The following is a 25255-nucleotide window of genomic DNA, read 5'->3' on the forward strand; positions in this document are numbered from 1 at the left end:
AAGCTATGCCGCAGGCTTTACGCTGCGCTAACGTAATTCGTAATTCGTAATTAAGAACGCAACACATCAACCATTGTAGAGACGTAACACATCATGTCTCCTTAATTTTGAATTGATATAAACTAAAACACATCTAGTTTCCCCTCGCGATAAAGGTTAGCATAAAGGCAAAAGATAAAAGGCAAAACTCAAAATCTTGTCTTATTCTTTGCCTTTTTTCTTCATATTTCGACTTTGCCTTTCGGCTCTGCTCAGGACAAGCTCATTACAAGTTCCCTACTCCCATTTACCGTGGGCTGAGCGAAGTCGAAGCCCACTCACTACTCTTACCTACAACCACTTCTCAAATGCAACATAATCGCAAAAGATAACCCATCCCATAAGGGAGTATTTGCATTAGCTTTTCGCAAACCTTCACCTGTCCAAGAATTACAATTTCTTAATATAGAATAACTACCTTTTGCCGCATAAAAACCAGCATTATCGGTGTGACCATCACCAATACGAACTTTTTGATTTTGAGCATTAAGTTGAAAACTTGCTTGAATAAATTGCATTAATTGTAAATAATCTGTTTGATTAACTTTAATACATTTAACTTCTAACTCATTAGGAATTGACTGATAACCTTTAACATACATCACAGAAGGAGTTGGTAAAAATAAAGCCTTAAAAGTCGTAGACAATTTGAAATCCGCCACATTTGGCGTTGACATATAAAAATCGCGATCGCCCCAACCAAAACTTAAATAATTGTAACTATTATTAGTATCCTTACCAATCTTATCTAGAGATATATATTCTTTCCAATTAAAAGCATCATTTTTGATGGGCACTATAATATTAGAATGAATTCCCGTGTTAGAAATACAAATATTCAAATTACACCCATGTTGTGAGTAATTATTCCATTTTCTAGGTATCAACACACCCAGAGCTAATAGAGTTAGACTAGATAAAACAAAACCAAATAAATAGTAACTGCAACGATATAGTAAACGCCGTCCCCTAGAATTATTGGTACCTTTCATAACAATCTCAAGACCTTTTTATATAGAACTCATATTTGATTTGGTGAAAAAACTCCGTATACCTATAAAATCTCTCTTCCCCCACTTCCTACTACGCCACTTGGGGAAACCCCAAGACCCTTCGGGTTCAGCACTTTGCTATCGGCGGAAACCTTAAGAGGTGCAAGTACTTCACCGCAGTGGCTCCCCTACTCCCTGTCTACGCAAATAATTTCATCAATCAAGTCAGATCTTATAGTTAACTTTAAGCAGAATATTATGAATACGGATAATTGGACAGATCAATTACCAAAGGCATTACCCACAAGTCCCCGCGCACTGCTGTTGGTAAATCGTCATGCCCGCCAAGGACAGCAACGTTTAGAAGAAGCAATTCATCATCTTGAAACACTTGGCTTCAATTTAATTGAGGAGTCAACAGAAGACCCCAAACATCTTTCTGAGGTTATATTACGCTATCAAAATCAAGTTGATTTGGTGATAGTTGGGGGCGGAGATGGTACTCTCAACGCCGCCGTGGATGGATTAGTTGATACCAAGTTGCCTTTAGGAATTTTACCTTTAGGAACAGCCAACGACCTCGCAAGGACATTGGGAATTCCTAACTCTTTAGCCGAAGCTTGTAGAATTATCGCTTATGGGGAACAGCGCCGCATTGATTTAGGCTGGGTAAACGACAAGCACTTTTTTAATGTCGCTAGCTTAGGATTGAGTGTGAAAATTACCCAGCGACTTACCACAGAAGTCAAACGTCGCTGGGGAATACTTGCTTACGCTGCTACGGCATTGCAAGTAGTTTGGGAGGCCCGGCCTTTTCGTGCAGAAATCATCATTAACGGTCAATCAATTCGCGTCAAAACAGTACAAATTGCTGTAGGTAACGGGCGCTACTACGGTGGTGGTATGGCAATAGTCCATGATGCCACAATAGATGATCAAAGGTTGGATCTTTATAGTATAGAAATTAAACATTGGTGGCAAATTATACTTATACTTCCTGCGATGCGACAAGGGCGACACATTAATTCGCGGAATGTCCGCGCCCTGCATGGACAGGAAATAAGAGTTAATACTCGTAAACCGCGTCCAATAAATACTGATGGTGAAATCACTACCTACACCCCCGCTCATTTTCGGGTTATACCTAAAGCTGTGACTGTTTTAGTACCATCAGAAGTTAATTCGTAATTCGTAATTCGTAATTGGAATCAAGAAAATTATTTCCTAGTCCCCAGTCCCCCAGTCCCCAGTCCCCCAGTCCCCCAGTCCCCAATCCCCAGTCCCCAATCCCCCAGTCCCCAATCCCCAATCCCCAGTCCCCAATCCCCAGTCCCCAGTCCCCAGTCCCCAGTCCCCAGTCCCCAGTCCCCAATCCCCAGAAATGCATCTAAGATTTGCTCAAGATATTAAGTCGTTGCTGCAACGCCTAGCTGAACAACCGTTAACTTTGGGTGATATTCTGGCAGAAACTTCCGAAAGGGGTTTTAGTTTGGTTATTGCGTTATTAGTTTTGCCTTTTTTATTTCCGATGCCACCAGGATTGGCGGGGCCTTTTGGTGCTGCTTGCTTGTTGTTATCAGTGCAGATGATTTTGGGAAGGCGATCGCCTTGGCTACCGAGAAGAATGGCTAATTACAAATTTCCTCGCGTTTTTGCCCAGTTACTTTTACAAAATCTCGGACGCCTCACCAAAATATTACAAAAAATTACCCGTCCTCGGTTGACAAAAATAGCTCATAATCATTTAGTTTGGCGAATTAATGGAATTTGTATCTCTTGGCTAACAATATTATTAATGTTGCCAGTTCCTTTTACAAACCCTATCCCCACGGTTGGAATCTTATTATTAGCAGTTGCCACCATTGAATCGGATGGTTTATTAATTTGTATTAGTTATGTCATCACTGGTTTAATTACTGCATTATTTGCATTTATTGGTTATGCATTATGGCTAGCACCTAGTTTAATACCAGCCATATTTAAATAAGAAAAGTCCTCAGTTTTTAGGTGAGGACTGTAATTTTTTAGGGTGCATCTACCATTTATTTATCCATTTTGCTTATTGCTAAATCCGGGAAATTTTTATTTGAAATTTGTTTTTTAAAAGTAAAGCCCCCAGTCAAAAGCTGGGGGCAATAATTTATTAGGGTGCATCTACCATTTATTTATCCATTCGATTTAGAGTAGCATCCGGGAGAAACCAATTTTTCAACTATCATTTTATAGTCATAAATATCTAAATAATTAACCACTATAAATTAATAAAAAAAGTCCCCAACTAAAAGCCGAGGACTGTGATTTAATTAAGGTGCATCTACTATCTATATATCCATCTTGCTTTTAACTGCGTCAGGAAAAATTTAAAAAAGCGATCGCCTAATTTAAGGTAATGGGTAATTGGCCTATTACCCATTACCAATTACCAATTACCAAATTCCTCGTCCCCTTGTGGGCGAGGAATTTTAATGCTAGATTTACTTCGGGTTTTTGCGTTGATTTACCCAGCGTACTGCTTCAATTGCAGATGTAATCCGCAGTGGTATCTTAGATACATGTACTTCTCCTGTACTGGGATTCGTCGCCTTCAAAAACTGCATAGGCTGGACATTAACCCGCTCGTTTACGCGTAATAAGCTGTATTCTTCCCATGAATCAATTTCAACTGCATTAAATTTTTTTAATAACTGTGTCCAGTTAATATGGTCAATTAATTTATGTATGCGTTCTAGCTTGATTTGACCGTGATCTACATTTAGACTATACCCATCTGTAAATGCGATCGCGGCTGCATCCTCAGCATGAATACGATTCTCGCTATTAATACTTATTTTAGTTGGATGGTTGGCAATAATTGCTACGTTTTCAAAAAAGAAAGTCCAGCCGCAATTCCTCACAAATTTTTCTAAGGTGATGACTGTGTCTTGAAATTGGTGGTAGTTGAGAACATGAACACAAAAGTCAAAATAGCTGCTTCCTGCAACTAAACTTTCGGGTTTTCGGCATGAAGAGAATATATTTTTCAGGATTTGGCGATCGCGTCTACCAAAATGCTGATAAAAAACATTTTCCCAATGATTTTCTAATTGGTGTTGCACCAGATTAGCATACTCGTTGGCAAGATGATTTTCCAACAACGAATGTAAGTTGCTTTGCAACTCAAATGGTACTCGTGCAAGTAAATACGATTGTAAATTATTGTAAATTTTACTCCAATCAGAACTACTTATAGCATTGCCCAGCATTGTATCAGAACTAGCTTGGAGCAAATTCCAAATGTATTCAAATGCAGCATTTGGACTATCAACAAAAATTATTGTTGGTGAAGTAAGTTCAAGTGTGGTGTATATAGCTTGAACTGCATCGATGGCTTGTTGCTGGTTAATGCATTCGATAGATAACCCGATATGTTGCCATTTTTCTCGATAGTGGGATATTAGTGTGCGTTGTTCTGGTGTTAGATGGTCAGCAGACATAATCAGAAAGCGATCGTCACTCAAACACTACTGTACGATTACCATACACCAAAACGCGATTCTGTAGATGTAAACGTACTGCTCTTGCTAACACAACTCGCTCTAAATCTTTACCTTTTCTGATCAAATCATCAACTTCATCACGGTGGCTAACTCGCACTACATCCTGTTCAATAATGGGGCCTGCATCTAAGTCAGCAGTCGCATAATGAGCAGTTGCACCAATAATTTTTACACCGCGTTCAAAGGCTCTTTGATAAGGGTTTGCACCAATAAAAGCTGGTAAAAATGAGTGATGGATATTAATTATCTGTGGAAATTTTTTAATAAAATCTGCACTAACAATTTGCATATATTTTGCCAAAACAACTAAATTAATTTTGTATTTCTGGAGTAATTCTAGTTGTTGGGCTTCTTGTTCTGATTTATTGTCTTTATTTATTGGTATGTAATGATAATCAATGCCAAATTGCTCTGCAACAACTTTTAAATGAGGGTGATTACTAATAATTAAAGGAATCTCGGCGGCAAATTCTTTCGCTCGATGTCGCCAAATTAAATCAAACAAACAATGGTCTTGCCGACTTACCCAAATAGCAATACGTGGTATGGTATCAGAAAAATGCAATTCCCATTTAGCGCCTAAAGGTTGAGCAATGGCATTAAATGCAGCAGCGATTAAATCTCGTGGTAAATTAAATCCATCTAGCTGCCATTCAATGCGAGTTAAAAATAAACCTGCGGCAAAATCTGTATGTTGATCTGCATGGATAATATTACCACCATTGGCATAGATAAAATTAGCTATTTTCGCTACTAGTCCCCGTTGATCTGGACAGGAAATTAGCAAAGTTGCCGTTGAAGTTGTCATAGATATATTATTTTATACCGCCAAGTACGCCAAGAGAAGAGATAAATAGGGCATTTCGTATTTTATAATTTAAACTACGAATTACGAACTACGAATTACGAATTTATCTTGTGGGTGTTGGTTGAGGAACGGTGAGGGGAGGTAGTTTTTCAATACTCTTTATGGGTTGTTTCCATTCTGATAGTTCACGATTTACAGCATTTTCAAAATCTGTAGATACCAACAAAACATTTACATTTTGTTGATTAGCGGGGTCAGTTTGAGCATATAAGGAACTGCGACTAAAGTCACGCTTACCTAGAAGTAACTGATGACTTTTCTGGTTTTTCAAAGTGATATTGATCGTTGCTTGGGGTTTATCTAAGCCAAATTCGCCCAATCTGTTTGCAGGTGTTGATAAAATGCGATCGCTTTTTCCTTTAACCAACAAATCCGTTAAATAAGAAACAATAGCATCGTTTGCAGGTTGCGATATCGGAGATTTAATCAACCATTTGGGATTTTCAGTTTGACTGCTACGTTCCAAACTCAAAGTCATATTTTGAGTTTTGATCATTAAAGATTGTATATCCTCTTCAGTAAAAGAGAAAACTTGTTGCTGTTTTTCCTTGATTTCTTCTTGCCGAGTCTTACCTTGAATTTCATAAAAATAAACAAAACCACCTAAACCTAGCGCTAGCGATATCAAAATTAAAGTCGTTCGTGGTAATTTCATTTTTGAGGAATTGGGAATTGTCATTTATCGTTTGTCATTGATTATTCTCCGTGTCCCCGCGTCTCCCTCACCTCTCTTACCGTCTTTGCCACCAAATAATAGCACCCATCACCAACCCACTTAGGGGTAACACTAACAGTAGTGACAATAAAGAATAGGCTTGGGTAAGCGTCAGGTTTAGCCGACGGTTTTTCTGTTCTTTAGGGCTAATTGAAAGTAGTTGCTGATCTTGTTGACTTAGCCAAGTCACCGAGTTAAGAAATACATCTCCATTTAACTGCTGTTGAAACCAACCATCGGTCATAAAATCTGAATTTCCTAACACTACTAATCTTGATTCAGTCGCAATTGGTTGGGGTTTTTGAGAGGGAGGTGAGGGAGATGGGGAAGGTGAGGTAGGGGAAATATTGGCAGGGAGAGAGGGGAGAGGTGAGGGGGAGGCAGTAGGACTGGGGTTGGATGTAGATGTTACTTTTTTCTGCAAAGCTACGCCCAAAGTTAAGGGGCCTTTGAGGTCTTTGTCGGGGTTGAATTCTAATTTTTCGCTTTTGAGGTCACCTTCTGCCCAGCTTTCGGGATAGGGTTTGGTGAGTAACAAGGGAGTAGCTTCAATACCTGAGACTGGTTTAATCTCAATGGGTCGCGTCCACCCATAAACAGAAAAACCATTACCAAACACTTTAGTAATGGGGTGTTGCCCGTATTGGGTAACTATGGGTTCAGCAGGGCCACGTCCGACTAATTCTCCAGACCTTTCTATCACCAAACGATTATCTAATTTCACACCCCATGCACTTAAAAAGCTGTCGAGCTTAGGGTCGGTGTTGGGGTCAACCATTAATAATAAGTTACCCCCCTGGTTCATATATGCTTGTAAAGCTTTAATTTCGTTCTCAAATAGCGTTCTTTTTGGGGCTATTATGACAACTACATTAGCATCTTGTGGAACGCTTGGTTGTTTTGCCAACTCCAACGGTTCAACCGTATATTTTCTTTCGCTTAATGCTGCCACTGCCTGAGAAATTCCGCCTTCACTTGGTTTAAGTACACGTTCACCGTGACCTTGAAGAAAGTAAACTTTAGCTGTGCTGAATGTAGTAATTTGTAGCAACCGATTAGTCAATTTCACTTCCGACAATCGTTCTTGCTTATTGACCGTTTGCACCAACTGTCGTCTATTTTGAGATTCTAAATAAACTTCACCAAATTTTTGCACGCCAAACTTATCTGCTAATCCTGGTCTGGTGCGTGGGTCAATGTACTCAAACTCAAAATTTGGGTTTTGCTGTTGATAAATTTCTAGTAATTCCCTATCCGAAGAGTTTTGAGTTACATCAAATACCCATACCTTTACTGGCTGTTTTATAGAACCTATCAATTCCCTTGATTCAGGGGCCAAAGTAAACCATTGAGACTCTGTAAAGTCTATTCGCAAATGATAGCGAGTACCCAAAAAATTAATCAATCCTAAAATCGCTAACACTGCGAGAGTAGCAACCAATGCATTAGTTCCAGCTTGAGTAGAACGACTAGCCCACCAGTCATTCTGCCGACTGTGCGACACTAGCCACAACCCACTAACAATAATTCCTGCAACTAATAATCCCAATGGAATTGGTATCCAATTATCAGCTACTAATCCTGCCGTCAAGCCAGTAACAAATAGAAATGGCCCAAGCCAAAATATAAAAATCCACAGTTTCTTTTTTACAAATTTTTTCATGTTATTTGTTATCCCTTCGACTCCGCTCAGGGCAAGTTTTCATTTGTCCTTAGTAACGTGACAATAGACTCATAAACCTCTTGCATAAATCAAATTCTGGTCTATAAAACAATAAAACTCTCATTACTCTCTGCGTTTCTGCGTCTCTGCGTGAAAATATAATTCTTATTTTCCCAGCAATAACCCTAAAACTATTGCCGCTGAAAACGCAGTGCATCAATTGATTGTGCTGTCAGAAAGATACCTAAAATAATATAGCTAGCAAATAAAATTAAACTGCTAGTATCAAAAATTCCTTGAACCAGATTATTGTAATGTTTTGCTAATGAAAGATGACCAAGAAACTCCCCTACCGACCCGCCAAGTTTTTGAGCAATAAAATCTGGAATTAATAACAGCATTAAACTTGCTGCAAATGTAAAAACAGCAGACCAGATTGTACTGTCTGTTAGCGAAGAAATAAACATTCCTAAAGATAGAATTGTCGCCGCTAATAAGATTAATCCTAAATGACCTAACAGAGGAATTGTCGGTTGTATTGCTGGATTTGTATTACTTAAAGCGATCGCCTCCAGTCCCAGCAAGGGTACGATCATAGTAATAAAGAATGTTAGCACTCCCAATAACTTACCTACAGCCACAGCCCAGTTGGTTACAGGCGACGTAGCTAGTAGTTCCAATGTGCCACGCTTGCGTTCTTCGGCATAAAGTCCCATCGAGAGAATTGGCAGCACGAAAAATAATAGCCATGCCATGCCAATCAAAAAATCCTGTACCAATCTCACGCCAGAATCTAGCGATGCTATTGCCCCATAAGCAACTTCGTCCTCTAAGATGCCTTGTGGCCCCCATAAAATCAAGAACAACAATAGCCCACTCAATACCCAAAATATACCAGCGATCGCATACGCTAAAGGCGATACAAAATAACTCTGTAGCTCGCGGCGATAAATGGCAATAATATTACCAAGCACTATACCCATTTACGCAGCTTCTCCTTCTTTCGCTGCTGAGTTTACCTCAGTCTCTAATGTTGTCAGTTGCAAGAACACATCTTCTAGGGTAGCGCTGACACGCCGCATTTCATGTAAACCAAATCCCCCACGTAGTAGTGCTGCGGCAATATCCCGTCCTGGTTCTTTGCCTGGTTGCGATATCACCCGCAAATAAGCCCGGTTTTGCTCAAGTTGGTAACGATTTTGGACTCCGGCGTTCGGCATTGATTCTACCAAAGCGACGCCCTTAACATTTTGCAATACCTGTTTCGCTAAGGCAGCCTCTCCATCTATTTCAATTTCATATCCTGACCCATCTGTCAACTGGGTCATGAGGTTTTCTGGTGTATTTGTTGCTACAATTTTGCCGCGATTGATGATGGCTACACGATTACAGGTCATGCTTGCTTCTGGCAAAATGTGCGTAGACAAAATAATTGTGTGAGTACCAGCAAGGCTTTTAATTAAATTCCGCACCTCGATGATTTGCCGGGGGTCAAGTCCAACGGTGGGTTCATCTAAAATAATCGCTGGCGGGTCATGGACGATCGCTTGAGCAATGCCTACCCTTTGCCGATATCCTTTAGATAGTTTGCGAATAATCACTCGTCGCTTTTCTTCTAAATTACAGCGCTTGATAGCTGCTAAGACTTTACTAGTGCGATCGCCTGCTGGTATTCCTTTAATTTGGGCGACAAAATGCAAAAATCCCTCCACCGTCATTTCTGGATATAGCGGTGGTGTTTCTGGTAAATACCCAATTCGCTGCCGTACAGCTAGAGAATTTTCATGGACATCATAACCAGCAATTTGCGCTGTTCCACTTGTAGCCGGTAAATACCCAGCTAAAATTCGCATGGTCGTAGTTTTCCCAGCACCATTGGGGCCCAAGAAACCTAAAATTTCCCCTGGTTCGACACTAAAAGTGACATCGGTAATAGCTGGGGTAGAACCGTAGATTTTACTCAAATGCTCAACTTCGATCATCGGGTTCGTGGCGATCGTCAATGATAGGGTACTCAAACCATATTAGATCACCAAAAGAGGCAGAGGAGCAGGCTTACAGGTGTAAGTTTTTAATATTTTGCGTTTTGATAGACGGGGAGACAAGGAGACGGGGAGACGCGGGGACGCGGAGAAAGATTTCAAAACGAAGAAATAGGCTTTTTGGATTGAATAGACCTCTTGCAAAAGTCGGATACTCGCCAGAAAATTTATTTTCTGGCTGATAACTCAAGTCGGTTTCAACCGACTAATAACAGTATTTTTAGTCCGTTTCAACGGACTTTTGCTATTAGGCAGAGACTTGAGTCTCTGACGGTTCAAGTATTTTTGCAAGAAGTCTAATGTAAAAAACCTACCTTTCTCAATCATGTGAGTTCGACGGAACTAAAACAATAAAAAACCTCAGTTGTGAAACCGAGGTAACAGAGAAAGCCCAATGTTGTCGATGGAAGAAACCGATACCGTTGTCTAAAAAATTTAGCTAACGCTCAAACTAACCAAGATTAAGGTGGTGACAATCAATGTAGCGAACACACCTTGTATAACATATTTACGTTGTTCCCAGATTGCAGGGTACTCAGCGTAATAAACTTGGGGTTCGTTTGCGTAGTTGTTGAGAACGCCGTTTTCGTTAACTGTGGTGTACATAGTTTTTTCTTTTGTTTGTTTATTAACTTATGTAAACAAATATAACAGTATTGTTACAAATGGTCAACAGAACTTGACAAAAAAGTCTCATACTTTTGATAAGTAAATCTTATTGATTTTGGACGTTACAAGATACTCTCCCGACGATACCCGCTCCCCTGTGCCAAGGCGACCCCAGTGCTGTACTGGAGTTGCAAGCTGTGCTAAATGCTATCTATGACGAAGCTGGGTATGATTTATCGGTAGACTCACCCAACTTCCACCTCCACCAGCATTGAGTGATGCGGATATTGAGTGGATATACAAATAGTTGGGTAAATCTTCTTTGTAGCAGGTGTGGAGTTGCTTCAATATTTAAGATGTAGTTTGTAATTCAGCATTAATACTTGCTGCTTGCCGGATTGCCTCTAAACGTTTGAGGTAAAATTCATCCATTTTGGCAATAAATTTACTATCAATAATTTCAACACCCAAGGCATCAGAAACTGCTAAAAACTCCAAGAATGTTGCTCTTTATCTTCAAAGAATTTAATTTGTTCTTCCGTGTGTCCGCATAACGCTGCCAGTTCTTTTGGCGTGATTTTAAAAGCAATTCTGGCTTTAATTAATAAATCAGATATTTTATTCATGCACTCCACTTGTAGAGTGATAGGTTCGTTGGAATTATGGGCGGCTAACATTTCATACTCAACAATTTCATCCACAAGTTTCTGCCGTAACGCATCGTTAGAATCTTGAATTAACTGCCAGCCATCCGGGTCTTTTAATCGCTTTTCTTCATTTGCCCTTAATTTCCGGTTGGCTTCAGCAAACTTTTCTACCCATTCCTTGGAATATGCCAGTTGTTTATCATCTTTAATCATGGCTCCCACTCCAATAAGTTAATAGCTACAATACCCTTACGATTTTGTTTTCTATCGCGTTGAAAAAACTCTATTGATATTGTAGACTCATCCACGGGTTGGTCGGATGAATAAATTTCCCCCTTATACTTAGCTTTCTGTGCCGCACTGTCATAATAATTCATTTAAATAATCCAAAAATGTATTGGCAAAAATGGCAGCTTGAGTACGATCGCGCAAATTCAACCGATTTAAAATATTCGTAACATGGTTCTTAACTGTCCCTTCAGATATATAGAGTTGTTGAGCAATTTCGCGGTTACTAGCGCCTGTAGCAATTAAACGTAAAACCTCTTTTTCTCTAGGAGTAAGTTCGGCTAAATTAGGTGGTATGGGTGGCGACTGAGTTGGTGTGTTGGTGGGAAACTGAGTCAATAGTTTTTTAACGATTCCTGGGCCTAGTTGAGTGTATCCTTTATGAACAGCGCGAATAGCAACAGCTAATTCTTCTGAAGGCGTATCTTTGAGTAAATAACCCATTGCACCATTTTGTAAAGCTGCTGATACATATTCATCATTATCAAAAGTTGTCAATACAAGAACTTTGGTGCTATTAAAATGTTTTTGAATTTCTCGCGTAGCTGCAACTCCATCCATAATGGGCATTCTGATATCCATTAATACGACATCTGGCTGTAATTGCCTGACTAAATTAATTGCATGTTCGCCGTTTTCGGCTTCTCCAACTATTTCTAAATCTGACTCTAGTTCTAATAACGCTTTTAATCCTTGGCGAATTAAATTTTGATCGTCTACAATCAACACTTTAATCATGTGATTAACCTAGTCATAGGAATATCAACTATAATTTGACACCCAGAACCAGGGGTGGTGTTAATCTTAAATTCACCCCCTAATGCTAGAGTGCGATCGCGCATACTTTGCAAACCAAAACCAGTGGTATTTTGCTTTAGATCAAAACCTCTACCATTATCCTGAATTATCAACACTAAACTACGTATTTTTGTAGTGATTTCTAGTTTAATTTCTGTTGCATCCGCATATTTTGAGATATTTGTCAAAGATTCTTGGATAATGCGATAAATAGAAGTACTCACTTCTATTGGGATGGGATAGACAAGATTTATTTGACAAATTGGTATGACACCATTTGAGCGATAAAAATCTTCTAGAAGAGTAGCGATCGCCTGCTCTAAAGATTGTTCTTGTAAAAGATGGGAACGCATAGTAGAGACAGATTGACGGACATCTTTGAGTGTTTTAGAACCAAGTTCTTTAGCTGTTGTTAAAAAAGTAAAAGCCTTGGTTGGATTAGATTGCCATAGTTTTAAAGCAGTTTCTAGTTGCAAATTTAAAGCCGTGAGAGAATGCCCTAATGAATCATGAATTTCACGAGCAATACGGTTACGTTCTTCCAAAGTGGCTTGATTTTCAATTTTCAGAGCATATTGACGGAGTTTTTCATTAGCAATCGCTAGTTTATCTCGACTTTTACGTTCAGATAAAACTGCATTCATCAACAATAATATAAAAACCAAACTTAAGCCAAATAACATCGCTAAGCTAAAGCTAAAAAACCGAAACTTCTCCTGTGTCGGTGGTGGAAGTGGCGGTCTGGGAAATCGATATTGTAGTGTTAGTAAAAATAAAATAAACGATAAAAATGTAATGAATAAGCGTCCAGATGACTGAAAAATTAGACAACTGCGAGTTACTAAAATGATGTATAAAAAAGGAAAAAGCCTAGCAGTTCTACCACCAAAAATTCCCGTTATAATAATTAATAAAACTTCGCTAGCTGTGTAGATTATCTTAGTAAGATAGTTATTAGTAGGTAATCTTAGACCCATTAAACCAAAAATCACAAGACAGCAAATTGTCAATTCTGGAAACTTAGCAGCAAATCGTGGTGATGGATGTGGCAGTGCAGCACTGAGAACAGCGATCGCCAATAAAATCCATTCCAAATATAGTAGAAACCGAAAAGGATGATTGTTAATCTTAATTGGGCGACTCATAAAATTTTAAGCTTGAGATTTTCGATTGGTAATCATCGAGTTGAGGCTGTTTGATGAATTTCAAACAAGACAATTGATTTGTATAATCTATCTTCCAGATCCAATTTTCAATTCCCAATTTCCAAATATTTACATATAATTGTCAGTCATTTTTGCAAGAAATGAATCATGACTTAAGTCATAGTCTAACCGTGACTTTCTCCTCATGTGGTTACTAGAGGTGAGTTTCTATGATGGTGACATCAAAACACAAAAAACCACAAGGCAATAAATGAAACTCAAAGCATTATCACTCATCGCTGGTGCGATCGCTCTTACCTTAACTACAACTCCCTTTGTTGCTCAAGCACAACCAACTGTTCCGGCTCCAACCCGTACAGAAACCCCAGAAAAAGGCCCCTGGCGAAATTTAGAACTAACCGATGCACAAAAAGCCCAAATACAACAAATTCGCCGCAACACTCGTACCCAGATTGAAGCACTACTGACCCCAGAACAAAAAGAAAAATTAAAAGCCGCATTTGAAGCACGTCAAACTCAACGACAAGCAGGTCAGCGTCCATCACGTCGAGGTAAGGATTTTGCTAACCTGAATCTGACTGAAGAACAGAAAACCCAAATGCGTCGAATTCGCGAGTCTGCAAAACAGCAAATGCAAGCAGTTCTGACTCCCGAACAACAGGAACAACTCAAACAATTCCAAGAAAATAGGAGAGAGCGTCGTCAACAACGCAATCCTTAATTATCGTCAAAAAGTCTGATGTCAAATACATAACCATTGAGAAGGATATTTCTATGAAACGCTTTATCTTTGCTGCTGTGTGTGCTACCGCGATTTTCTTGCCTACAGTAGCTTCTGCTGGTGAAGTACATAATCGTGAAGTTAGGCAGAATCAACGTATCTACAATGGTGTTAGAAATGGCTCTATAAATAGAGCCGAACTACGCAATCTCAAACGCCGACAAGCAGCTCTTGAAGCTGCACGTAGGCGCAATTTGCTTGACGGTGGACGCCTAACTCCTCGTGAACGACGACGACTCAACCAACAACAAAATAATTTTTCTCGCACTATATATCGATATAAGCGCAACTAATACAAATTCGTAATTCGTAATAACGCTTCTACATTGCTACCGCTGCGAAACGCGTAATTCGTAATTTGTAGTTTAATGAATTTCCAATCTATTTACTCTTTCCCATTTTCTATTTTCAAAACAAATAGCAACAGTTAGGGTGGGTTTTTTCCCACCTTACAAAATTTCATATTTCGACTATGCAAACCTTTACTACTTCCTCAAATCCCGTTCCGCGCTTGCAACAAGTTTTAGATTTAATTGATCGCATGACTGAAGTAAAGGGATTAAATGTACCGCAAATCGTGGACATAGAGAAATTGCGATCGCTTCCTATAGGAACTTTTGGTAGAAATTGGGTAGACTTTCTTGGTAAAAACAATTTAAAACCCTTTACTACAGGTAGCCGTCGTAAACAACTCCATGACGGCGTTCACATCCTAACAGAATATGGTGTAGATCCCATTGGTGAAGCCGAAATACAAGCATTTTTATTAGGAGCAAAGCTGCAACTAACTAACGTTTTGTTAGGGTTAGGATTGTTGCGAGTAATTCATCAAAACCTAAATTATCAACAACAATTTAGTTGGAGTCGGCTCTGGCAAGCATACCAACGCGGTCGTCACTCTCAGTTTGACCCGGATACTTGGCAACCAGAGCTGTTGTGGCATTTATCCTTAACTGATGTGCAAAAAATATTTTCCGTAATCAATAAATAACAGACTTCTTGCAGAAAGAAGATGGGACAAGGGGAAAAACTTCATCCTCTTGTCCTTTTTCCTATGGTGGACTGGGGAACTCGGGGCCCCCGCTCCCGGAGGGAGTGGGGATTAGGGGTAATGGGGACTGGTTAATAGTCAAGAGTCAAAAGCCGTGTTTCGCGTAACCTGTAGCAACTTCCGCCTCAACGTTTCCGTGTTTCGCGTAGTAAGACGGCTGCTACATTTATTTTTATTTCCTCAGAGTGATAGAAGGAGTATGTCTGCTATATAAATTCTAGACAAGTCTAGACATTTATTTCTTACTTCAATGGGAGCTGGGTTTCACTTCGTACCCCTACGCTTAAGCAAGCTACAACCCAACCTACATATCTTCTTAACTGAACCGTATTGGGGTATGTCTCCACACAAAGAAATTTCAGTCCTGTTTCTTGTTCCCTTTTATGCATCAATTTCCTCGCTGAACAACACCAAATATTTATTGAAAGTAATTATTCTATTTTGGCTACATACTAGTAAATCTACTGAACTCAATAAGTCATTAGCTTACATACATTTATATTTGTTTCTTCACAAAATCTCAGAATTCCTACACATAATCTCAGTATTTAGTAGAAATTATTTGTGAGGAATAAAAAAGTACTAATAAAAACATTACTTGGTAAAACGCTGGTCAGTATGACTATCTACCCCACTCAAGATTTGTACCAACAACAGCCCACAGAACGTTTAGTTTTTATCGACCCACAGGTAGAGGATTATCAAAGCCTAGTAGCGGGTGTGTTACCAAACACTTGTGTTGTCATCTTAAACACTGAGCAAGATAGTATTGAAGAAATAAGCCAAGTTCTGGCATCTCATCAGGAAATCAACAGCTTACACATTGTTTCCCACGGCGCACCAGGATGCATATATTTAGGTAATAGTCAACTTAGCTACGAAACAATTAATTGTTATACTGAACAACTCATGGGTTGGGCAAATGCCTTGAGCGCAAATGCCCAATTACTGCTGTATGGTTGCGAAGTCGCCCATACACAGCAAGGTATGGCACTTATTGAGCGCTTGAGCGAACTCACAGGTGCAGTAGTCGCCGCATCTGATGACTTAACAGGAAGCGCTGCATTGGGTGGTGACTGGGAACTAGAAGTGAGTACAGGGGAAGTTGTAGCGCCTCTGGCATTTGAGCCAGAAGTAATGGCAGCTTACAGCTCAGTTTTATCTGTAGTACTTCCTGACATTAGCTTTGATGGCGATGGCATAGTCAAGACTGGTTTTGGTGGCGTCGATATTGGAAATAGCATAGTCGTGCAAACAAGCAACGGCAAGATTATCGTTGCGGGAGAAAGCAGTGGTAACTTGGCTGTTGCACGTTATCTAGTCAATGGTACTCTTGACAACACCTTTGACGGTGATGGTTGACTACTGATTTTGCTGACACCGAGGCAGGCTATGGCGTGGCTGTGCAAAGCGACGGCAAAATTGTTGTGGTGGGTAAAAGCGGCGATGACTTTGTCGTAGCACGTTATCTAGTCAATGGTACTCTTGACAGCAGCTTTGATAGTGATGGTAAGAATACTCATGGTTTTCTTGGTGGCACCGACATTGCCTACGGCGTTGCCATACAATCAGATGGCAAGATTCTCTCAGCAGGAGAAAGCAACGGTAACTTTGCTTTAGCACGTTACAGAACAGATGGTGATCATGACAACAGCTTTGGTGTTAATGGCAGAGTCGTTACAGATTTTGGTGGTTCTGATGGTGGCTACAGTGTTGTTGTACAACAAGTAGCCAATGGCAAAATTCTTGTAGCAGGACAAAGCAACGGTAACTTTGCCATAGCACGTTACAACTCCAACGGCTCACTTGACAATACCTTTGATGGTGATGGCAGGCTCACTACTGATTTTGATGGCAACGATGTTGGCAGAAGCATTATCCTGCAACCTGATGGCAAGATTGTTGTAGCAGGAAATAGCGATGGTAGCTTTGCTATTGCACGTTATAACACCAATGGCAGTCTCGACAATACCTTTGGTAGTGGTGGCAAGGTTGTAACTGGTCTTGGCGGCAACGATATTGGTAGAAGTGTTATCCTGCAACCTGACGGCAAGATTCTTGTAGCTGGTAACAGTGGTGGTAACTTTGCTTTGGTACGTTACACCTCTAATGGCGTTCTTGACACTACCTTTGACACTAATGGCATCGTCATTACAGGTCTTGGCAGCAACGACATTGGTAGAAGCATTGCCCTACAATCAGATGGCAAGATTCTCGTAGCTGGTAACAGTGGGGGTAGCTTTGCCATAGTACGCTACAGAATTAACAATGCTCCCACAGACTTGAGTCTGAGTCCAACAAGTTTCAACGAAAACATCGCCGCATCTACCGACGTTGCTACTTTCTCAACCACTGACTCAGATACAGTCGATACATCATTCACCTATACCTTGGTTTCTGGTGCGGGTGATACCAATAATGGTGCTTTCACTATTAACGGAAATCAACTGCAATTCAATTCTTCCCCAGACTATGAAACCCAAACTAGTTACAGCATTCGTGTCAGAACAACAGACGCTGCGGGAGAATATTACGAAGAGGCGTTGACTATCAGCATTACCAATATCAACGAACCTCCCACTGATTTTGCATCAAATCCAAGTCCAGTAAATGTTGACGAGAACATACCAGTATCTACCGACATTATTACTTTCTCCAGCACTGACCCTGAAGGTCAAACATTAACTTATACATTGGTTGCTGGCACAGGTAGTGATGATAATGGTGCTTTCACTATTAACGGTGGCAATAAGCTGCGATTTAACTCTTCCCCAGACTATGAAACTAAAACTAGTTACAAAATCCGTGTGAGTGTGTCGGATGGTTTTAACACTCCTGAAGAAAAAGAGTTTGTCATTAATATCAACGATATTAATGAACCTCCTACAGGCTTTATATCAACTCCAGTTACACCAATAGCTGTTAACGAAAACATAGAAACATCCACTGTCGTTACTACCTTTTCGGTCACTGACCCTGAAGGTCAAACATTAACTTACAGTTTTGTTGCCGGCATGGGTGATGATGATAACGATGCTTTCACTATTAATGGGAATGAACTGCAATTCAATTTTTCCCCAGATTATGAAACTAAAACTAGTTACAAAATCCGTGTAAGTGTATCGGATGGTTTTAACACTCCTGAAGAACAAGAGTTTGTCATTGATATTAATGACATCAACGAACCGCCCACTGATTTTGCATTGAGTCCCATAAGTGTAGACGAAAATGTAGCAGCATCTACCGACATTGCTACCTTCTCCAGCACCGATGAAGAAGGCAATACATTAACCTACAGCTTTGTAACTGGCACAGGTAGTGATGATAATGGTGCTTTCACTATTGATGGGGATAAATTGCAATTCAACTCTTCCCCAGACTATGAAACTAAAACTAGTTACAAAATCCGTGTGAGTGTGTCGGATGGTTCTAACACTCCTGAAGAAAAAGAGTTTGTCATTAATATCAACGATATTAATGAATCCTTCACAACATTGATGTTAAGCAATACAGAGGTTGACGATAACGCACCGAAGAATAAGGAAATTGGAGCTTTCTCAACTGATAACCCGGATGAAAACGACCCGTTGACTTATGATTTAGTTGCCGGAACTGGTGATACTGATAATCCGGTTTTCATCATTAAAGGCAATAAGCTGTTTATCAGGAAATCTCCGAACTTTGAAACTAAGCCTAGTTACAACATCCGTGTCAAAGCAACTGACACTGCTATGAACTCTAAAGAAGAAGAGTTTATGATCAATGTCACTGATATTGATGTGCCAACAAAATTAACCAAGGTTAATGACAAAGATGTCTTTATTGTCAACAGTGACAACGAAAAAGCCAAACTCTCAATCAAGCTGACTGGACAAAGTTCTAACCTACTTAATGAATTGGGAGTATTCATCGTTGACGATGAAGAAGGGACAATTGATGGTATTGGTCCTGGTGAAGAAGGTTATACCGAAGCGGCTTTAGAGCGTTCTCAGGTGTTATTTTCCACTATTGTTAAAATTCCCAACGGGTTTATTAACAAAGCAACGCGCCTACTAGAAGTCGATTCTAGCGAACGTTTGCGATTTTTTATTGTACGCAACAGCACTCTTGATGAGGTGATGAGTGGAGAAGGTAGTCTCGATGATGTACTCTTTTCCTCTGATGCTAGTTTCAACATCAAAAACTTAGAGGATGGAGGGTTTTCTCTCGGTTGGAGGGATGCCCAAGGTGCTAACACTGATGATTTCCAAGATTTGGTGGTGACGGCAAATGTCACGGATGATGATTTAGTTTTAGGTACAGGTTTACAAGGAAAACCACAAGGCGAAGTTCTTGATTTGCGAGATGTTACACAAGTAGTAAATGCTGAGTTTGTTGTCAATAGAGAAGCTGTTCACAACAACTTTATCGGCTTTTATCAGGTAATTGATGAGGATGGTGGTATTGACACTGACGGTGATGGTACAGCAGATTTATTGGTTGGGCAAGCTGGCTATACTGAAGCAGCTATTCGCAACCGTGTAGGCGGTCTTGCTTTGACTGTGGAGAATCAAAGCGCTGCAAGTTACACTGGCACTTTGCAGCCTGGTGGTATTTTTGTCCCATTCATGATTGTTGATGGTACGCCTGATACTTTTCTTGCAAGTAATTCTAATAATAATCCGGCTGTTTACTTCCCATTCTTGGGGGCTAATACAGACCAAACTGATCACGTTCGCCTATTAGGAGATAACACCTTTGGCTTTGAGGATTTAGCACACGGCGGTGACTATGATTTCAACGATATTATTGTGAAGGTGAATTTGAGTATTGCTTAGGGGAATTCGTAATTCGTAATGACGCTCGAGGACTCGCTACCGCTGCGCTAACGTAATTCGTAATTAGGAATTATTTATTTCTCCCCCTGCTTTTTTACTGTCTCATTTCCCTGGCAGAGACGCGCTATGGCCCGTTTCTACCAGGGTTTATCTTTTATTTATTACTATTCCCCATTCCCCATTCCCCAACTAATTCTGCATTACCGCATCTAAAAGCACTCCAGCATCGAAGCGTACTGCATCTGTACATGGTAGTCCGGTTTCGGCTGTTGTTTGCGCGATCGCCTCTTTAGCCTTAATCTCATCTAAGTGTGCAGTATTCAACGCTATACCAACTACTGGCACTTTCCCAAAAGCACCCCCAGCACTTGCAACAGTCTCATAAAGCCGGATTACTTCTGGTAAAGATGGAATGGGTACATAGGGATTATTACGGTTATGAGTTTGTCCGGCTCGATGCACTAATACTAGTTGAGTTGGTTGAGAACCACGAATTAAGGGTAAGGTTGCTGTGGAACCAGGATGAAGTAACGAACCTTGACCTTCGACATGAAGGATGTCGTAGTTTTTACCATAGCGCATGACTATTTGTTCGACAGCACCAGCGGCAAAGTCTACCCGGACTGCATCTAAAGCTATGCCATCTCCTTCTAGCATTAAACCAGTTTGACCCGTAGCGATGAACTTAGAACGCCAGCCCCGCAGTTTTGACGCCCAATGTAGTTCTAAACTTGTAGACATTTTACCGATCGCCATGTCAGTTCCTACAGTCAGCACTCGCCGACAGGGAAGAGTACGTGCTATGGCACTAGCAACCTCTAAATTTGGTGGTTCTCTGCGTACATCCCAAATTATTTGCCCTGGTTGCAATAGGGCATTTAACTCTGGCATGTTTGCCATTGGTGTGTGCAAACCATTGACTAAAGACATACCAAATTTTAGGGCATGTTTAATTTCTAACCAATAATCATCTGGTACACCACCACCCTTTGGCGCAATCCCAATCACCAAAACCTCGGGTTTGTATTCTAATGCTGCTGCTACCGATGCTACAATCGGTACTTCACGCTTGATACCTGTGAGTTCTACTAGAGATTTACCCGCACACTCGCGATCGATTAGTGTTACTATCGGGGCTTCGCTATAGCGTAAAATTGATAGTCCGGTTTTGCCCTGGGGGCCGGTGACTCCTTCATGTAATAAGATAGCAACTCGTTGATTAAGCGACAGACGCACTGTGTTGTACCCCCAAGCCTGGTAAATCGTTTGGTAATATTCTTCCTTCTTGCATCAATGCACCCGTGAAGGGGTCATCAATTAAGTTTAGGTGACTGTCTAAATCTAAATAATCAGCTAGTGGTGCTAACTGAGCAGCGGCTGTATTTGCTAAAGTACTATCTGAGTAGCAACCGAACATTACTTGCAAACCACAACTTCGTGCTGTGTGTACCATCCGCATTGCCTCAGTTAAACCCCCTGATTTCATCAATTTAATGTTAATACCATTCACGCAGTTTGCTAGATGAGGAATGTCAGCGCTGGTAAAACAACTTTCATCAGCAAAAATAGGTAGAGGCGAATGCTCTTTGAGTTTTGTTAAGTTTTTTTCCTCTCCTCGTGGCAGTGGCTGTTCTACATACTTTATACCTAAATCAGCTAGCCAACTACACATCTCAATCGCATCTATCAAATTCCAACCCCCGTTGGCATCAACGAAAAATTCCAGATCAGGTGCTTGTTCTCGTACCGCTAATAGCATTTTTCGATCTGCGTCTATGCCATCTGGGCTACCTAATTTCACCTTAAACAGCTGAACATTCATAAATTGTAACCAATCCCGTGCCCTTGCTTTGGCTCCCTCTGGTGAATTAATCCCAATTGTTACCGAAGTTGGTACTATCACATTGCGATCGAGTCCCCAGATTTGCCACAGTGGTAAACCTACATACTTGCCAAGCCAGTCATGCATCGCCATATCCAATGCTGCCCTAACCGAACAAGGAACTTGAAATTGGGTTAGCACTTGCTCAACTTGCTGCCGTTGTAAAGGGTTGAATCCTTGCAACGCAGGTACGACTTGCTGTAATGCGATTCTGATTGTATCAGTTGATTGTGAGTAATTGCCCACACTAAAGGGTGATGCCTCTCCCCAACCTTCAATCCCATCTTGGGAAATTTTCACCCATATATTCGTTGTTTGTGCCGTTGTTCCTCGGCTGATGGTCAAGGGAAATCGTTTGTTTACGGTAAATGATGTAACATCTATTTGCATAAGTATACTATGGTGGATGAAATAATACGTTAGTGATAATTTCTAGATTAATTACTGAAGTGCTTTCCTCTTAGAGGATTAAAGTCCTCACTCCAAAAGCTTTTTTATACATAAACTTATTCTTGATTGATCTTATGAACAATTTAAAAAAATGGAAAATTTTAAACTCAAAAATGGTTTTAGATGAACGCTGGTGTCAGGTAAGACAAGATGAAATCGAATTGCCTAATGGTAAAATTGTAGATGATTACTTTGTCACTATTAAACCAGAAGTCGCGTTAATTTTACCTATTACTAGTAATCAAGAAATTATTTTTGTTCGTCAATACAGACACGCAGTAGGAGATTTTTTTATCGAACTGCCAGCAGGGAGTTTTGACCACACACAAGAGAGCGCTGAATTAGCAGCTATGAGAGAATTACAAGAAGAGACTGGTTATAGCGCCAAACAGCTACAGAAAATTGCAACGTTATATGACAAACCTAGCAAAGATACTAATAAAATACATTTATTTTTAGCAGAGAATGTTATCAAGTCTGGCGAGCAAAACTTGGACATTACAGAAGAAATTGAAGTTATCTTAATTCCTATAGAATTAGTTTTGGATAAAATCAGCCGAGGCGAAATTTCTGTTGCAGGAACTGTAGCGGCTCTTTTATTGGGTTTAAATTTTATTATTTAATTAATAGTCTATGAGAAAACCACAAACTGTAGAAGCTTTAGAAAGATTGGGGCGTGTTCAACTTTCTAAGAGTTTTTTTATGCGTGAGTTCCTGTACTCTGAGATTTCACAAATAGAAGGCATTCCCAACATACCAGATGATCCAGACTTAGCGATCGCAGCCGGAAAAATGCTCTGTGAGCAAGTGTTAGAACCAATTCAAGATGCACTCGGTAGAATTAGTGTGCGTTCTGCCTTCCGTGCTTGTACAGTTAATGCTAAAGGTGCAGAAAACAAAAATCAGTACAACTGTGCCAGCAACGAATCAAGTTATGCAGGTCACATTTGGGATATTAGAAGTAAAAAAGGTTATATGGGTGCAACCGCGTGTATCATTGTCACCTCGTTTATTCCGTACTATGATCGCACCCAAGACTGGACAGCTTTAGCTTGGTGGATACATGATCATATTCCTCACTATGCTAATATGGTTTTCTATCCAAAGTTGGCAGCATTTAACATTAGTTGGTATGAAGCATTAGAACGCTCAAAAGTTATCTATAGCTACGTTAAAAATCCACACACAAAAAAGGCTGGGTATTTAACTCATCAAGGAATGGACAACTATTTGGGTTCACACGAAGAATATTACCAAGAATTCATCCAAGAACTACAGATAGCTAAGTAATATCGTGTTCGATTAATTACGAATTACGAATTACGAACTATTTAACGTGCCCACTGCTGTAAAATGTAGGCATAAAAAGCTTCTTTATCTACTCGATCCATTGCATAAATTTTACGACCACCAGGGACTATTTTTGTACGCCCCTGACTAATACCTGTGGTAATAATTTCTGTTTCCCACTCGCGCAATTGATAAAATTCTGGATGTCCGAGGTAAGCTGTTGCTAGCACATCCCAGAAATAATAATCTTGGGGAATCACTAATGCATAACATTGTCCGGCTAAATCGGATATGGGATAGTGGCGTTGTCGTCCCATTTTTTGTACTAATTCTGATGTAACGGGGACATTGTTAGTTAAATCCAAAGGACACATGATAATTTCAATCGGCGTTTCCCACACTCTTGCTGCCGAAACCGCATCCCAATAAGCATTCCATTCTGCGGAACCGTCTTGTCCTGGTTCCCAATTTTTTTCGACATTGCCAGGTACATTTAATGCACCCCCCATCCAGACAATTCTTTGAATTTTGGCGCTAATGTCTGGTGCTTTTTCTAATGCTGCGGCAACCGTCGTCAAGGGGCCTGTAACCATGAGTGTGACTGGTTGCAATGCCTCACGCAACACTCGAACCATAAAATCTTGACCTGTTTGTGCTACCAAAGGTGTGTTAATGGTTTCGCTTTGATTGAGAATGGGAAGATGGTCAATCACAAACGAATCTCGGCGATAAAGATAAGGAAACGGGTTAATACCGCGCACAGTGCTTTCTGCAACCGAGATGTGACAAGATGCCATCAAATCAAGAATTTTCCGGGTAGCGCTGAGAGCTGGTTGAGGATAACAATCGGCAGGAGTGACAACTACACCGAGAAGTTCGATATGATCCATCGTTAGCAATAGCATAATTGCGAGAAAATCATCTACACCGCCATCATGATCCATTAATACGAGTTGTTTTGACATAAAAGGAGGTTAACATGGATGAGTTTATGGAAGTTGCGATCGCTCAAGCTAAACGAGGCAGGCAAGAGGGTGGAATTCCCATTGGTTCTGTGCTTGTCAAGGATGGCGAAATCCTCGGCAAAGGACATAACAAGCGCGTACAAGATGGTGATCCTGTTACCCACGCCGAAATTGATTGTCTGCGTAATGCGGGAAGAATTGGCAGTTATAGAGGCACAACTCTCTATTCAACCTTAATGCCATGTTACTTGTGCGCTGGGGCTGTAGTGCAATTTGGGATTAAAAAAGTCATCGCTGGAGAATCGAGAACTTTTTCTGGTGCTAAAGATTTTATGGTATCCCACGGTGTAGAAGTAATCGACCTCAACCTTGATCAATGCGAACAGATGATGAGTGAATTTATTGAAGCTAATCCTGAACTTTGGAATGAAGATATTGGCAAGTGAGAGGGAACGCTTAACAGGGAAAAGGGGAAAGCAGCGGTTGTGACAACCGCAGTCATAGCTTCTCAAGGAAGGAATAGGGAACAGGGGATTTTCCTGCATGGTTAACAGTTTATGGTTATTAAAGATTCTCTATTATTCAATAAAATAGTACGATTAAATAAGAGATTCAGTAAAACATAAATATGGCCCATACGCTAATAATCTCAATCA

The 25255-nt window shown here is 40.3% G+C and carries 28 protein-coding genes; 12 read left to right on the top strand and 16 right to left on the bottom strand.

The features are described 5' to 3' along the window. Nucleotides 1-326: 326 nt before the first annotated feature. The gene (locus AC5JMF_RS06550; RefSeq protein ID WP_495794896.1) at nt 327-1031 is read right to left on the bottom strand and encodes a TIGR02117 family protein; all 705 of its coding nucleotides are present in this window, start codon (nt 1029-1031) and stop codon (nt 327-329) included. Nucleotides 1032-1289: 258 nt separating this feature from the next. On the opposite strand from AC5JMF_RS06550, the gene AC5JMF_RS06555 reads away from it, so the two are divergent. Together AC5JMF_RS06555 and AC5JMF_RS06560 are read left to right on the top strand one after the other, a co-directional pair. Continuing rightward, a complete protein-coding gene (locus tag AC5JMF_RS06555) occupies nt 1290-2219 on the top strand; it encodes a lipid kinase (RefSeq protein WP_495794897.1) in 930 nt (309 codons plus the stop codon). A 193-nt stretch (nt 2220-2412) separates the two neighbouring features. Further along, a complete protein-coding gene (locus AC5JMF_RS06560) occupies nt 2413-3018 on the top strand; it encodes an exopolysaccharide biosynthesis protein (RefSeq protein WP_495794898.1) in 606 nt (201 codons plus the stop codon). Nucleotides 3019-3505: 487 nt separating this feature from the next. Here the strand turns inward: AC5JMF_RS06560 and AC5JMF_RS06565 are convergent, their stop codons facing one another. From AC5JMF_RS06565 to AC5JMF_RS06590, 6 genes are all read right to left on the bottom strand, one after another. After that, nucleotides 3506-4504, bottom strand: a complete 999-nt coding sequence (locus tag AC5JMF_RS06565; RefSeq protein WP_495794899.1) for a DUF6745 domain-containing protein — start codon at nt 4502-4504, stop codon at nt 3506-3508. A 16-nt stretch (nt 4505-4520) separates the two neighbouring features. Continuing rightward, nucleotides 4521-5375: a formyltetrahydrofolate deformylase gene (gene purU, locus AC5JMF_RS06570; RefSeq protein WP_495794900.1), complete on the bottom strand. Its 855-nt coding sequence runs from the start codon at nt 5373-5375 to the stop codon at nt 4521-4523. 103 nt (nt 5376-5478) lie between these two features. Further along, on the bottom strand, nt 5479-6090 hold the full coding sequence (locus AC5JMF_RS06575) for a DUF4340 domain-containing protein (RefSeq protein WP_495794901.1): 612 nt from the start codon (nt 6088-6090) through the stop codon (nt 5479-5481). Nucleotides 6091-6166: 76 nt separating this feature from the next. Further along, nucleotides 6167-7813, bottom strand: a complete 1647-nt coding sequence (locus AC5JMF_RS06580) for a GldG family protein (RefSeq protein WP_495794902.1) — start codon at nt 7811-7813, stop codon at nt 6167-6169. Between the two features lie 191 nt (nt 7814-8004). Continuing rightward, on the bottom strand, nt 8005-8796 hold the full coding sequence (locus AC5JMF_RS06585) for an ABC transporter permease (RefSeq protein WP_495794903.1): 792 nt from the start codon (nt 8794-8796) through the stop codon (nt 8005-8007). Continuing rightward, nucleotides 8797-9795, bottom strand: coding sequence for an ABC transporter ATP-binding protein (locus AC5JMF_RS06590; RefSeq protein WP_495794945.1), 999 nt, complete (start codon nt 9793-9795; stop codon nt 8797-8799). It abuts the gene before it with no gap. 198 nt (nt 9796-9993) lie between these two features. On the opposite strand from AC5JMF_RS06590, the gene AC5JMF_RS06595 reads away from it, so the two are divergent. Continuing rightward, entirely contained in the window at nt 9994-10155 is a 162-nt protein-coding gene (locus AC5JMF_RS06595; protein WP_495794904.1) for a hypothetical protein, read from the top strand. Nucleotides 10156-10290: 135 nt separating this feature from the next. Here AC5JMF_RS06595 and psb34 read toward each other — a convergent pair whose 3' ends face one another. Then, on the bottom strand, nt 10291-10461 hold the full coding sequence (gene psb34 / locus AC5JMF_RS06600; RefSeq protein ID WP_495794905.1) for a photosystem II assembly protein Psb34: 171 nt from the start codon (nt 10459-10461) through the stop codon (nt 10291-10293). A 158-nt stretch (nt 10462-10619) separates the two neighbouring features. Here psb34 and AC5JMF_RS06605 point away from each other — a divergent pair, with 158 nt between their 5' ends. After that, nucleotides 10620-10739, top strand: coding sequence for a hypothetical protein (locus tag AC5JMF_RS06605; RefSeq protein ID WP_495794946.1), 120 nt, complete (start codon nt 10620-10622; stop codon nt 10737-10739). A gap of 76 nt (nt 10740-10815) precedes the next feature. On the opposite strand, the gene AC5JMF_RS06610 is transcribed toward AC5JMF_RS06605, so the two are convergent. From AC5JMF_RS06610 to AC5JMF_RS06630, 5 genes are read right to left on the bottom strand one after another with little or no spacing between them, the layout of a single operon-like run. After that, nucleotides 10816-10962: a hypothetical protein gene (locus AC5JMF_RS06610; RefSeq protein ID WP_495794906.1), complete on the bottom strand. Its 147-nt coding sequence runs from the start codon at nt 10960-10962 to the stop codon at nt 10816-10818. Further along, entirely contained in the window at nt 10950-11324 is a 375-nt protein-coding gene (locus tag AC5JMF_RS06615) for a hypothetical protein (RefSeq protein WP_495794907.1), read from the bottom strand. The genes AC5JMF_RS06610 and AC5JMF_RS06615 overlap by 13 nt, the downstream gene beginning before the upstream one ends. After that, on the bottom strand, nt 11321-11488 hold the full coding sequence (locus tag AC5JMF_RS06620; protein WP_495794908.1) for a DUF6932 family protein: 168 nt from the start codon (nt 11486-11488) through the stop codon (nt 11321-11323). Before AC5JMF_RS06620 ends, AC5JMF_RS06615 begins: the two co-directional genes overlap by 4 nt. Then, on the bottom strand, nt 11475-12137 hold the full coding sequence (locus AC5JMF_RS06625) for a response regulator (RefSeq protein ID WP_495794909.1): 663 nt from the start codon (nt 12135-12137) through the stop codon (nt 11475-11477). Before AC5JMF_RS06625 ends, AC5JMF_RS06620 begins: the two co-directional genes overlap by 14 nt. Then, complete coding sequence (locus tag AC5JMF_RS06630) at nt 12134-13342, bottom strand: sensor histidine kinase (RefSeq protein WP_495794910.1); 1209 nt, start codon at nt 13340-13342, stop codon at nt 12134-12136. The genes AC5JMF_RS06625 and AC5JMF_RS06630 overlap by 4 nt, the downstream gene beginning before the upstream one ends. 271 nt (nt 13343-13613) lie before the next feature. Here AC5JMF_RS06630 and AC5JMF_RS06635 point away from each other — a divergent pair, with 271 nt between their 5' ends. The 5 genes from AC5JMF_RS06635 (at nt 13614) to AC5JMF_RS06655 (ending at nt 20012) form a co-directional block, all read left to right on the top strand. Then, complete coding sequence (locus AC5JMF_RS06635; protein ID WP_495794911.1) at nt 13614-14084, top strand: Spy/CpxP family protein refolding chaperone; 471 nt, start codon at nt 13614-13616, stop codon at nt 14082-14084. A 53-nt stretch (nt 14085-14137) separates the two neighbouring features. Further along, nucleotides 14138-14437: a hypothetical protein gene (locus AC5JMF_RS06640; protein WP_495794912.1), complete on the top strand. Its 300-nt coding sequence runs from the start codon at nt 14138-14140 to the stop codon at nt 14435-14437. 179 nt (nt 14438-14616) lie between these two features. Next, nucleotides 14617-15135, top strand: coding sequence for a hypothetical protein (locus AC5JMF_RS06645; RefSeq protein WP_495794913.1), 519 nt, complete (start codon nt 14617-14619; stop codon nt 15133-15135). Between the two features lie 678 nt (nt 15136-15813). After that, a complete protein-coding gene (locus tag AC5JMF_RS06650; RefSeq protein ID WP_495794914.1) occupies nt 15814-16557 on the top strand; it encodes a DUF4347 domain-containing protein in 744 nt (247 codons plus the stop codon). Beyond that, the gene (locus AC5JMF_RS06655) at nt 16554-20012 is read left to right on the top strand and encodes a DUF4114 domain-containing protein (protein WP_495794915.1); all 3459 of its coding nucleotides are present in this window, start codon (nt 16554-16556) and stop codon (nt 20010-20012) included. Before AC5JMF_RS06650 ends, AC5JMF_RS06655 begins: the two co-directional genes overlap by 4 nt. A gap of 189 nt (nt 20013-20201) precedes the next feature. On the opposite strand, the gene AC5JMF_RS06660 is transcribed toward AC5JMF_RS06655, so the two are convergent. Both AC5JMF_RS06660 and AC5JMF_RS06665 read right to left on the bottom strand, forming a co-directional pair. Continuing rightward, on the bottom strand, nt 20202-21248 hold the full coding sequence (locus AC5JMF_RS06660) for an N-acetyltransferase DgcN family protein (protein ID WP_495794916.1): 1047 nt from the start codon (nt 21246-21248) through the stop codon (nt 20202-20204). Beyond that, nucleotides 21232-22284, bottom strand: coding sequence for a dipeptide epimerase (locus AC5JMF_RS06665; protein WP_495794917.1), 1053 nt, complete (start codon nt 22282-22284; stop codon nt 21232-21234). Before AC5JMF_RS06665 ends, AC5JMF_RS06660 begins: the two co-directional genes overlap by 17 nt. A 134-nt stretch (nt 22285-22418) precedes the next feature. On the opposite strand from AC5JMF_RS06665, the gene AC5JMF_RS06670 reads away from it, so the two are divergent. Continuing rightward, nucleotides 22419-22967, top strand: coding sequence for an NUDIX hydrolase (locus AC5JMF_RS06670; RefSeq protein WP_495794918.1), 549 nt, complete (start codon nt 22419-22421; stop codon nt 22965-22967). A gap of 10 nt (nt 22968-22977) precedes the next feature. Further along, nucleotides 22978-23634: a peptidase M15 gene (locus AC5JMF_RS06675; RefSeq protein WP_495794919.1), complete on the top strand. Its 657-nt coding sequence runs from the start codon at nt 22978-22980 to the stop codon at nt 23632-23634. Between the two features lie 41 nt (nt 23635-23675). Here AC5JMF_RS06675 and AC5JMF_RS06680 read toward each other — a convergent pair whose 3' ends face one another. Continuing rightward, nucleotides 23676-24599, bottom strand: coding sequence for a nucleoside hydrolase (locus AC5JMF_RS06680; protein ID WP_495794920.1), 924 nt, complete (start codon nt 24597-24599; stop codon nt 23676-23678). Between the two features lie 14 nt (nt 24600-24613). Here AC5JMF_RS06680 and AC5JMF_RS06685 point away from each other — a divergent pair, with 14 nt between their 5' ends. Then, nucleotides 24614-25045, top strand: coding sequence for a nucleoside deaminase (locus AC5JMF_RS06685; protein ID WP_495794921.1), 432 nt, complete (start codon nt 24614-24616; stop codon nt 25043-25045). Nucleotides 25046-25255: the final 210 nt, after the last annotated feature.

The sequence above is a fragment of the Desmonostoc vinosum genome (genome assembly GCF_059505385.1).

Bases quoted from the DNA above. Each gene is read 5' to 3' on its own strand.
- AC5JMF_RS06550 (WP_495794896.1), bottom strand. From the start codon at position 1,031: ATGAAAGGTACCAATAATTCTAGGGGACGGCGTTTACTATATCGTTGC.
- AC5JMF_RS06555 (WP_495794897.1), top strand. From the start codon at position 1,290: ATGAATACGGATAATTGGACAGATCAATTACCAAAGGCATTACCCACA.
- AC5JMF_RS06560 (WP_495794898.1), top strand. From the start codon at position 2,413: ATGCATCTAAGATTTGCTCAAGATATTAAGTCGTTGCTGCAACGCCTA.
- AC5JMF_RS06565 (WP_495794899.1), bottom strand. From the start codon at position 4,504: ATGTCTGCTGACCATCTAACACCAGAACAACGCACACTAATATCCCAC.
- purU (WP_495794900.1), bottom strand. From the start codon at position 5,375: ATGACAACTTCAACGGCAACTTTGCTAATTTCCTGTCCAGATCAACGG.
- AC5JMF_RS06575 (WP_495794901.1), bottom strand. From the start codon at position 6,090: ATGAAATTACCACGAACGACTTTAATTTTGATATCGCTAGCGCTAGGT.
- AC5JMF_RS06580 (WP_495794902.1), bottom strand. From the start codon at position 7,813: ATGAAAAAATTTGTAAAAAAGAAACTGTGGATTTTTATATTTTGGCTT.
- AC5JMF_RS06585 (WP_495794903.1), bottom strand. From the start codon at position 8,796: ATGGGTATAGTGCTTGGTAATATTATTGCCATTTATCGCCGCGAGCTA.
- AC5JMF_RS06590 (WP_495794945.1), bottom strand. From the start codon at position 9,795: ATGATCGAAGTTGAGCATTTGAGTAAAATCTACGGTTCTACCCCAGCT.
- psb34 (WP_495794905.1), bottom strand. From the start codon at position 10,461: ATGTACACCACAGTTAACGAAAACGGCGTTCTCAACAACTACGCAAAC.
- AC5JMF_RS06615 (WP_495794907.1), bottom strand. From the start codon at position 11,324: ATGATTAAAGATGATAAACAACTGGCATATTCCAAGGAATGGGTAGAA.
- AC5JMF_RS06620 (WP_495794908.1), bottom strand. From the start codon at position 11,488: ATGAATTATTATGACAGTGCGGCACAGAAAGCTAAGTATAAGGGGGAA.
- AC5JMF_RS06625 (WP_495794909.1), bottom strand. From the start codon at position 12,137: ATGATTAAAGTGTTGATTGTAGACGATCAAAATTTAATTCGCCAAGGA.
- AC5JMF_RS06630 (WP_495794910.1), bottom strand. From the start codon at position 13,342: ATGAGTCGCCCAATTAAGATTAACAATCATCCTTTTCGGTTTCTACTA.
- AC5JMF_RS06635 (WP_495794911.1), top strand. From the start codon at position 13,614: ATGAAACTCAAAGCATTATCACTCATCGCTGGTGCGATCGCTCTTACC.
- AC5JMF_RS06640 (WP_495794912.1), top strand. From the start codon at position 14,138: ATGAAACGCTTTATCTTTGCTGCTGTGTGTGCTACCGCGATTTTCTTG.
- AC5JMF_RS06645 (WP_495794913.1), top strand. From the start codon at position 14,617: ATGCAAACCTTTACTACTTCCTCAAATCCCGTTCCGCGCTTGCAACAA.
- AC5JMF_RS06650 (WP_495794914.1), top strand. From the start codon at position 15,814: ATGACTATCTACCCCACTCAAGATTTGTACCAACAACAGCCCACAGAA.
- AC5JMF_RS06665 (WP_495794917.1), bottom strand. From the start codon at position 22,284: ATGCAAATAGATGTTACATCATTTACCGTAAACAAACGATTTCCCTTG.
- AC5JMF_RS06670 (WP_495794918.1), top strand. From the start codon at position 22,419: ATGAACAATTTAAAAAAATGGAAAATTTTAAACTCAAAAATGGTTTTA.
- AC5JMF_RS06675 (WP_495794919.1), top strand. From the start codon at position 22,978: ATGAGAAAACCACAAACTGTAGAAGCTTTAGAAAGATTGGGGCGTGTT.
- AC5JMF_RS06680 (WP_495794920.1), bottom strand. From the start codon at position 24,599: ATGTCAAAACAACTCGTATTAATGGATCATGATGGCGGTGTAGATGAT.
- AC5JMF_RS06685 (WP_495794921.1), top strand. From the start codon at position 24,614: ATGGATGAGTTTATGGAAGTTGCGATCGCTCAAGCTAAACGAGGCAGG.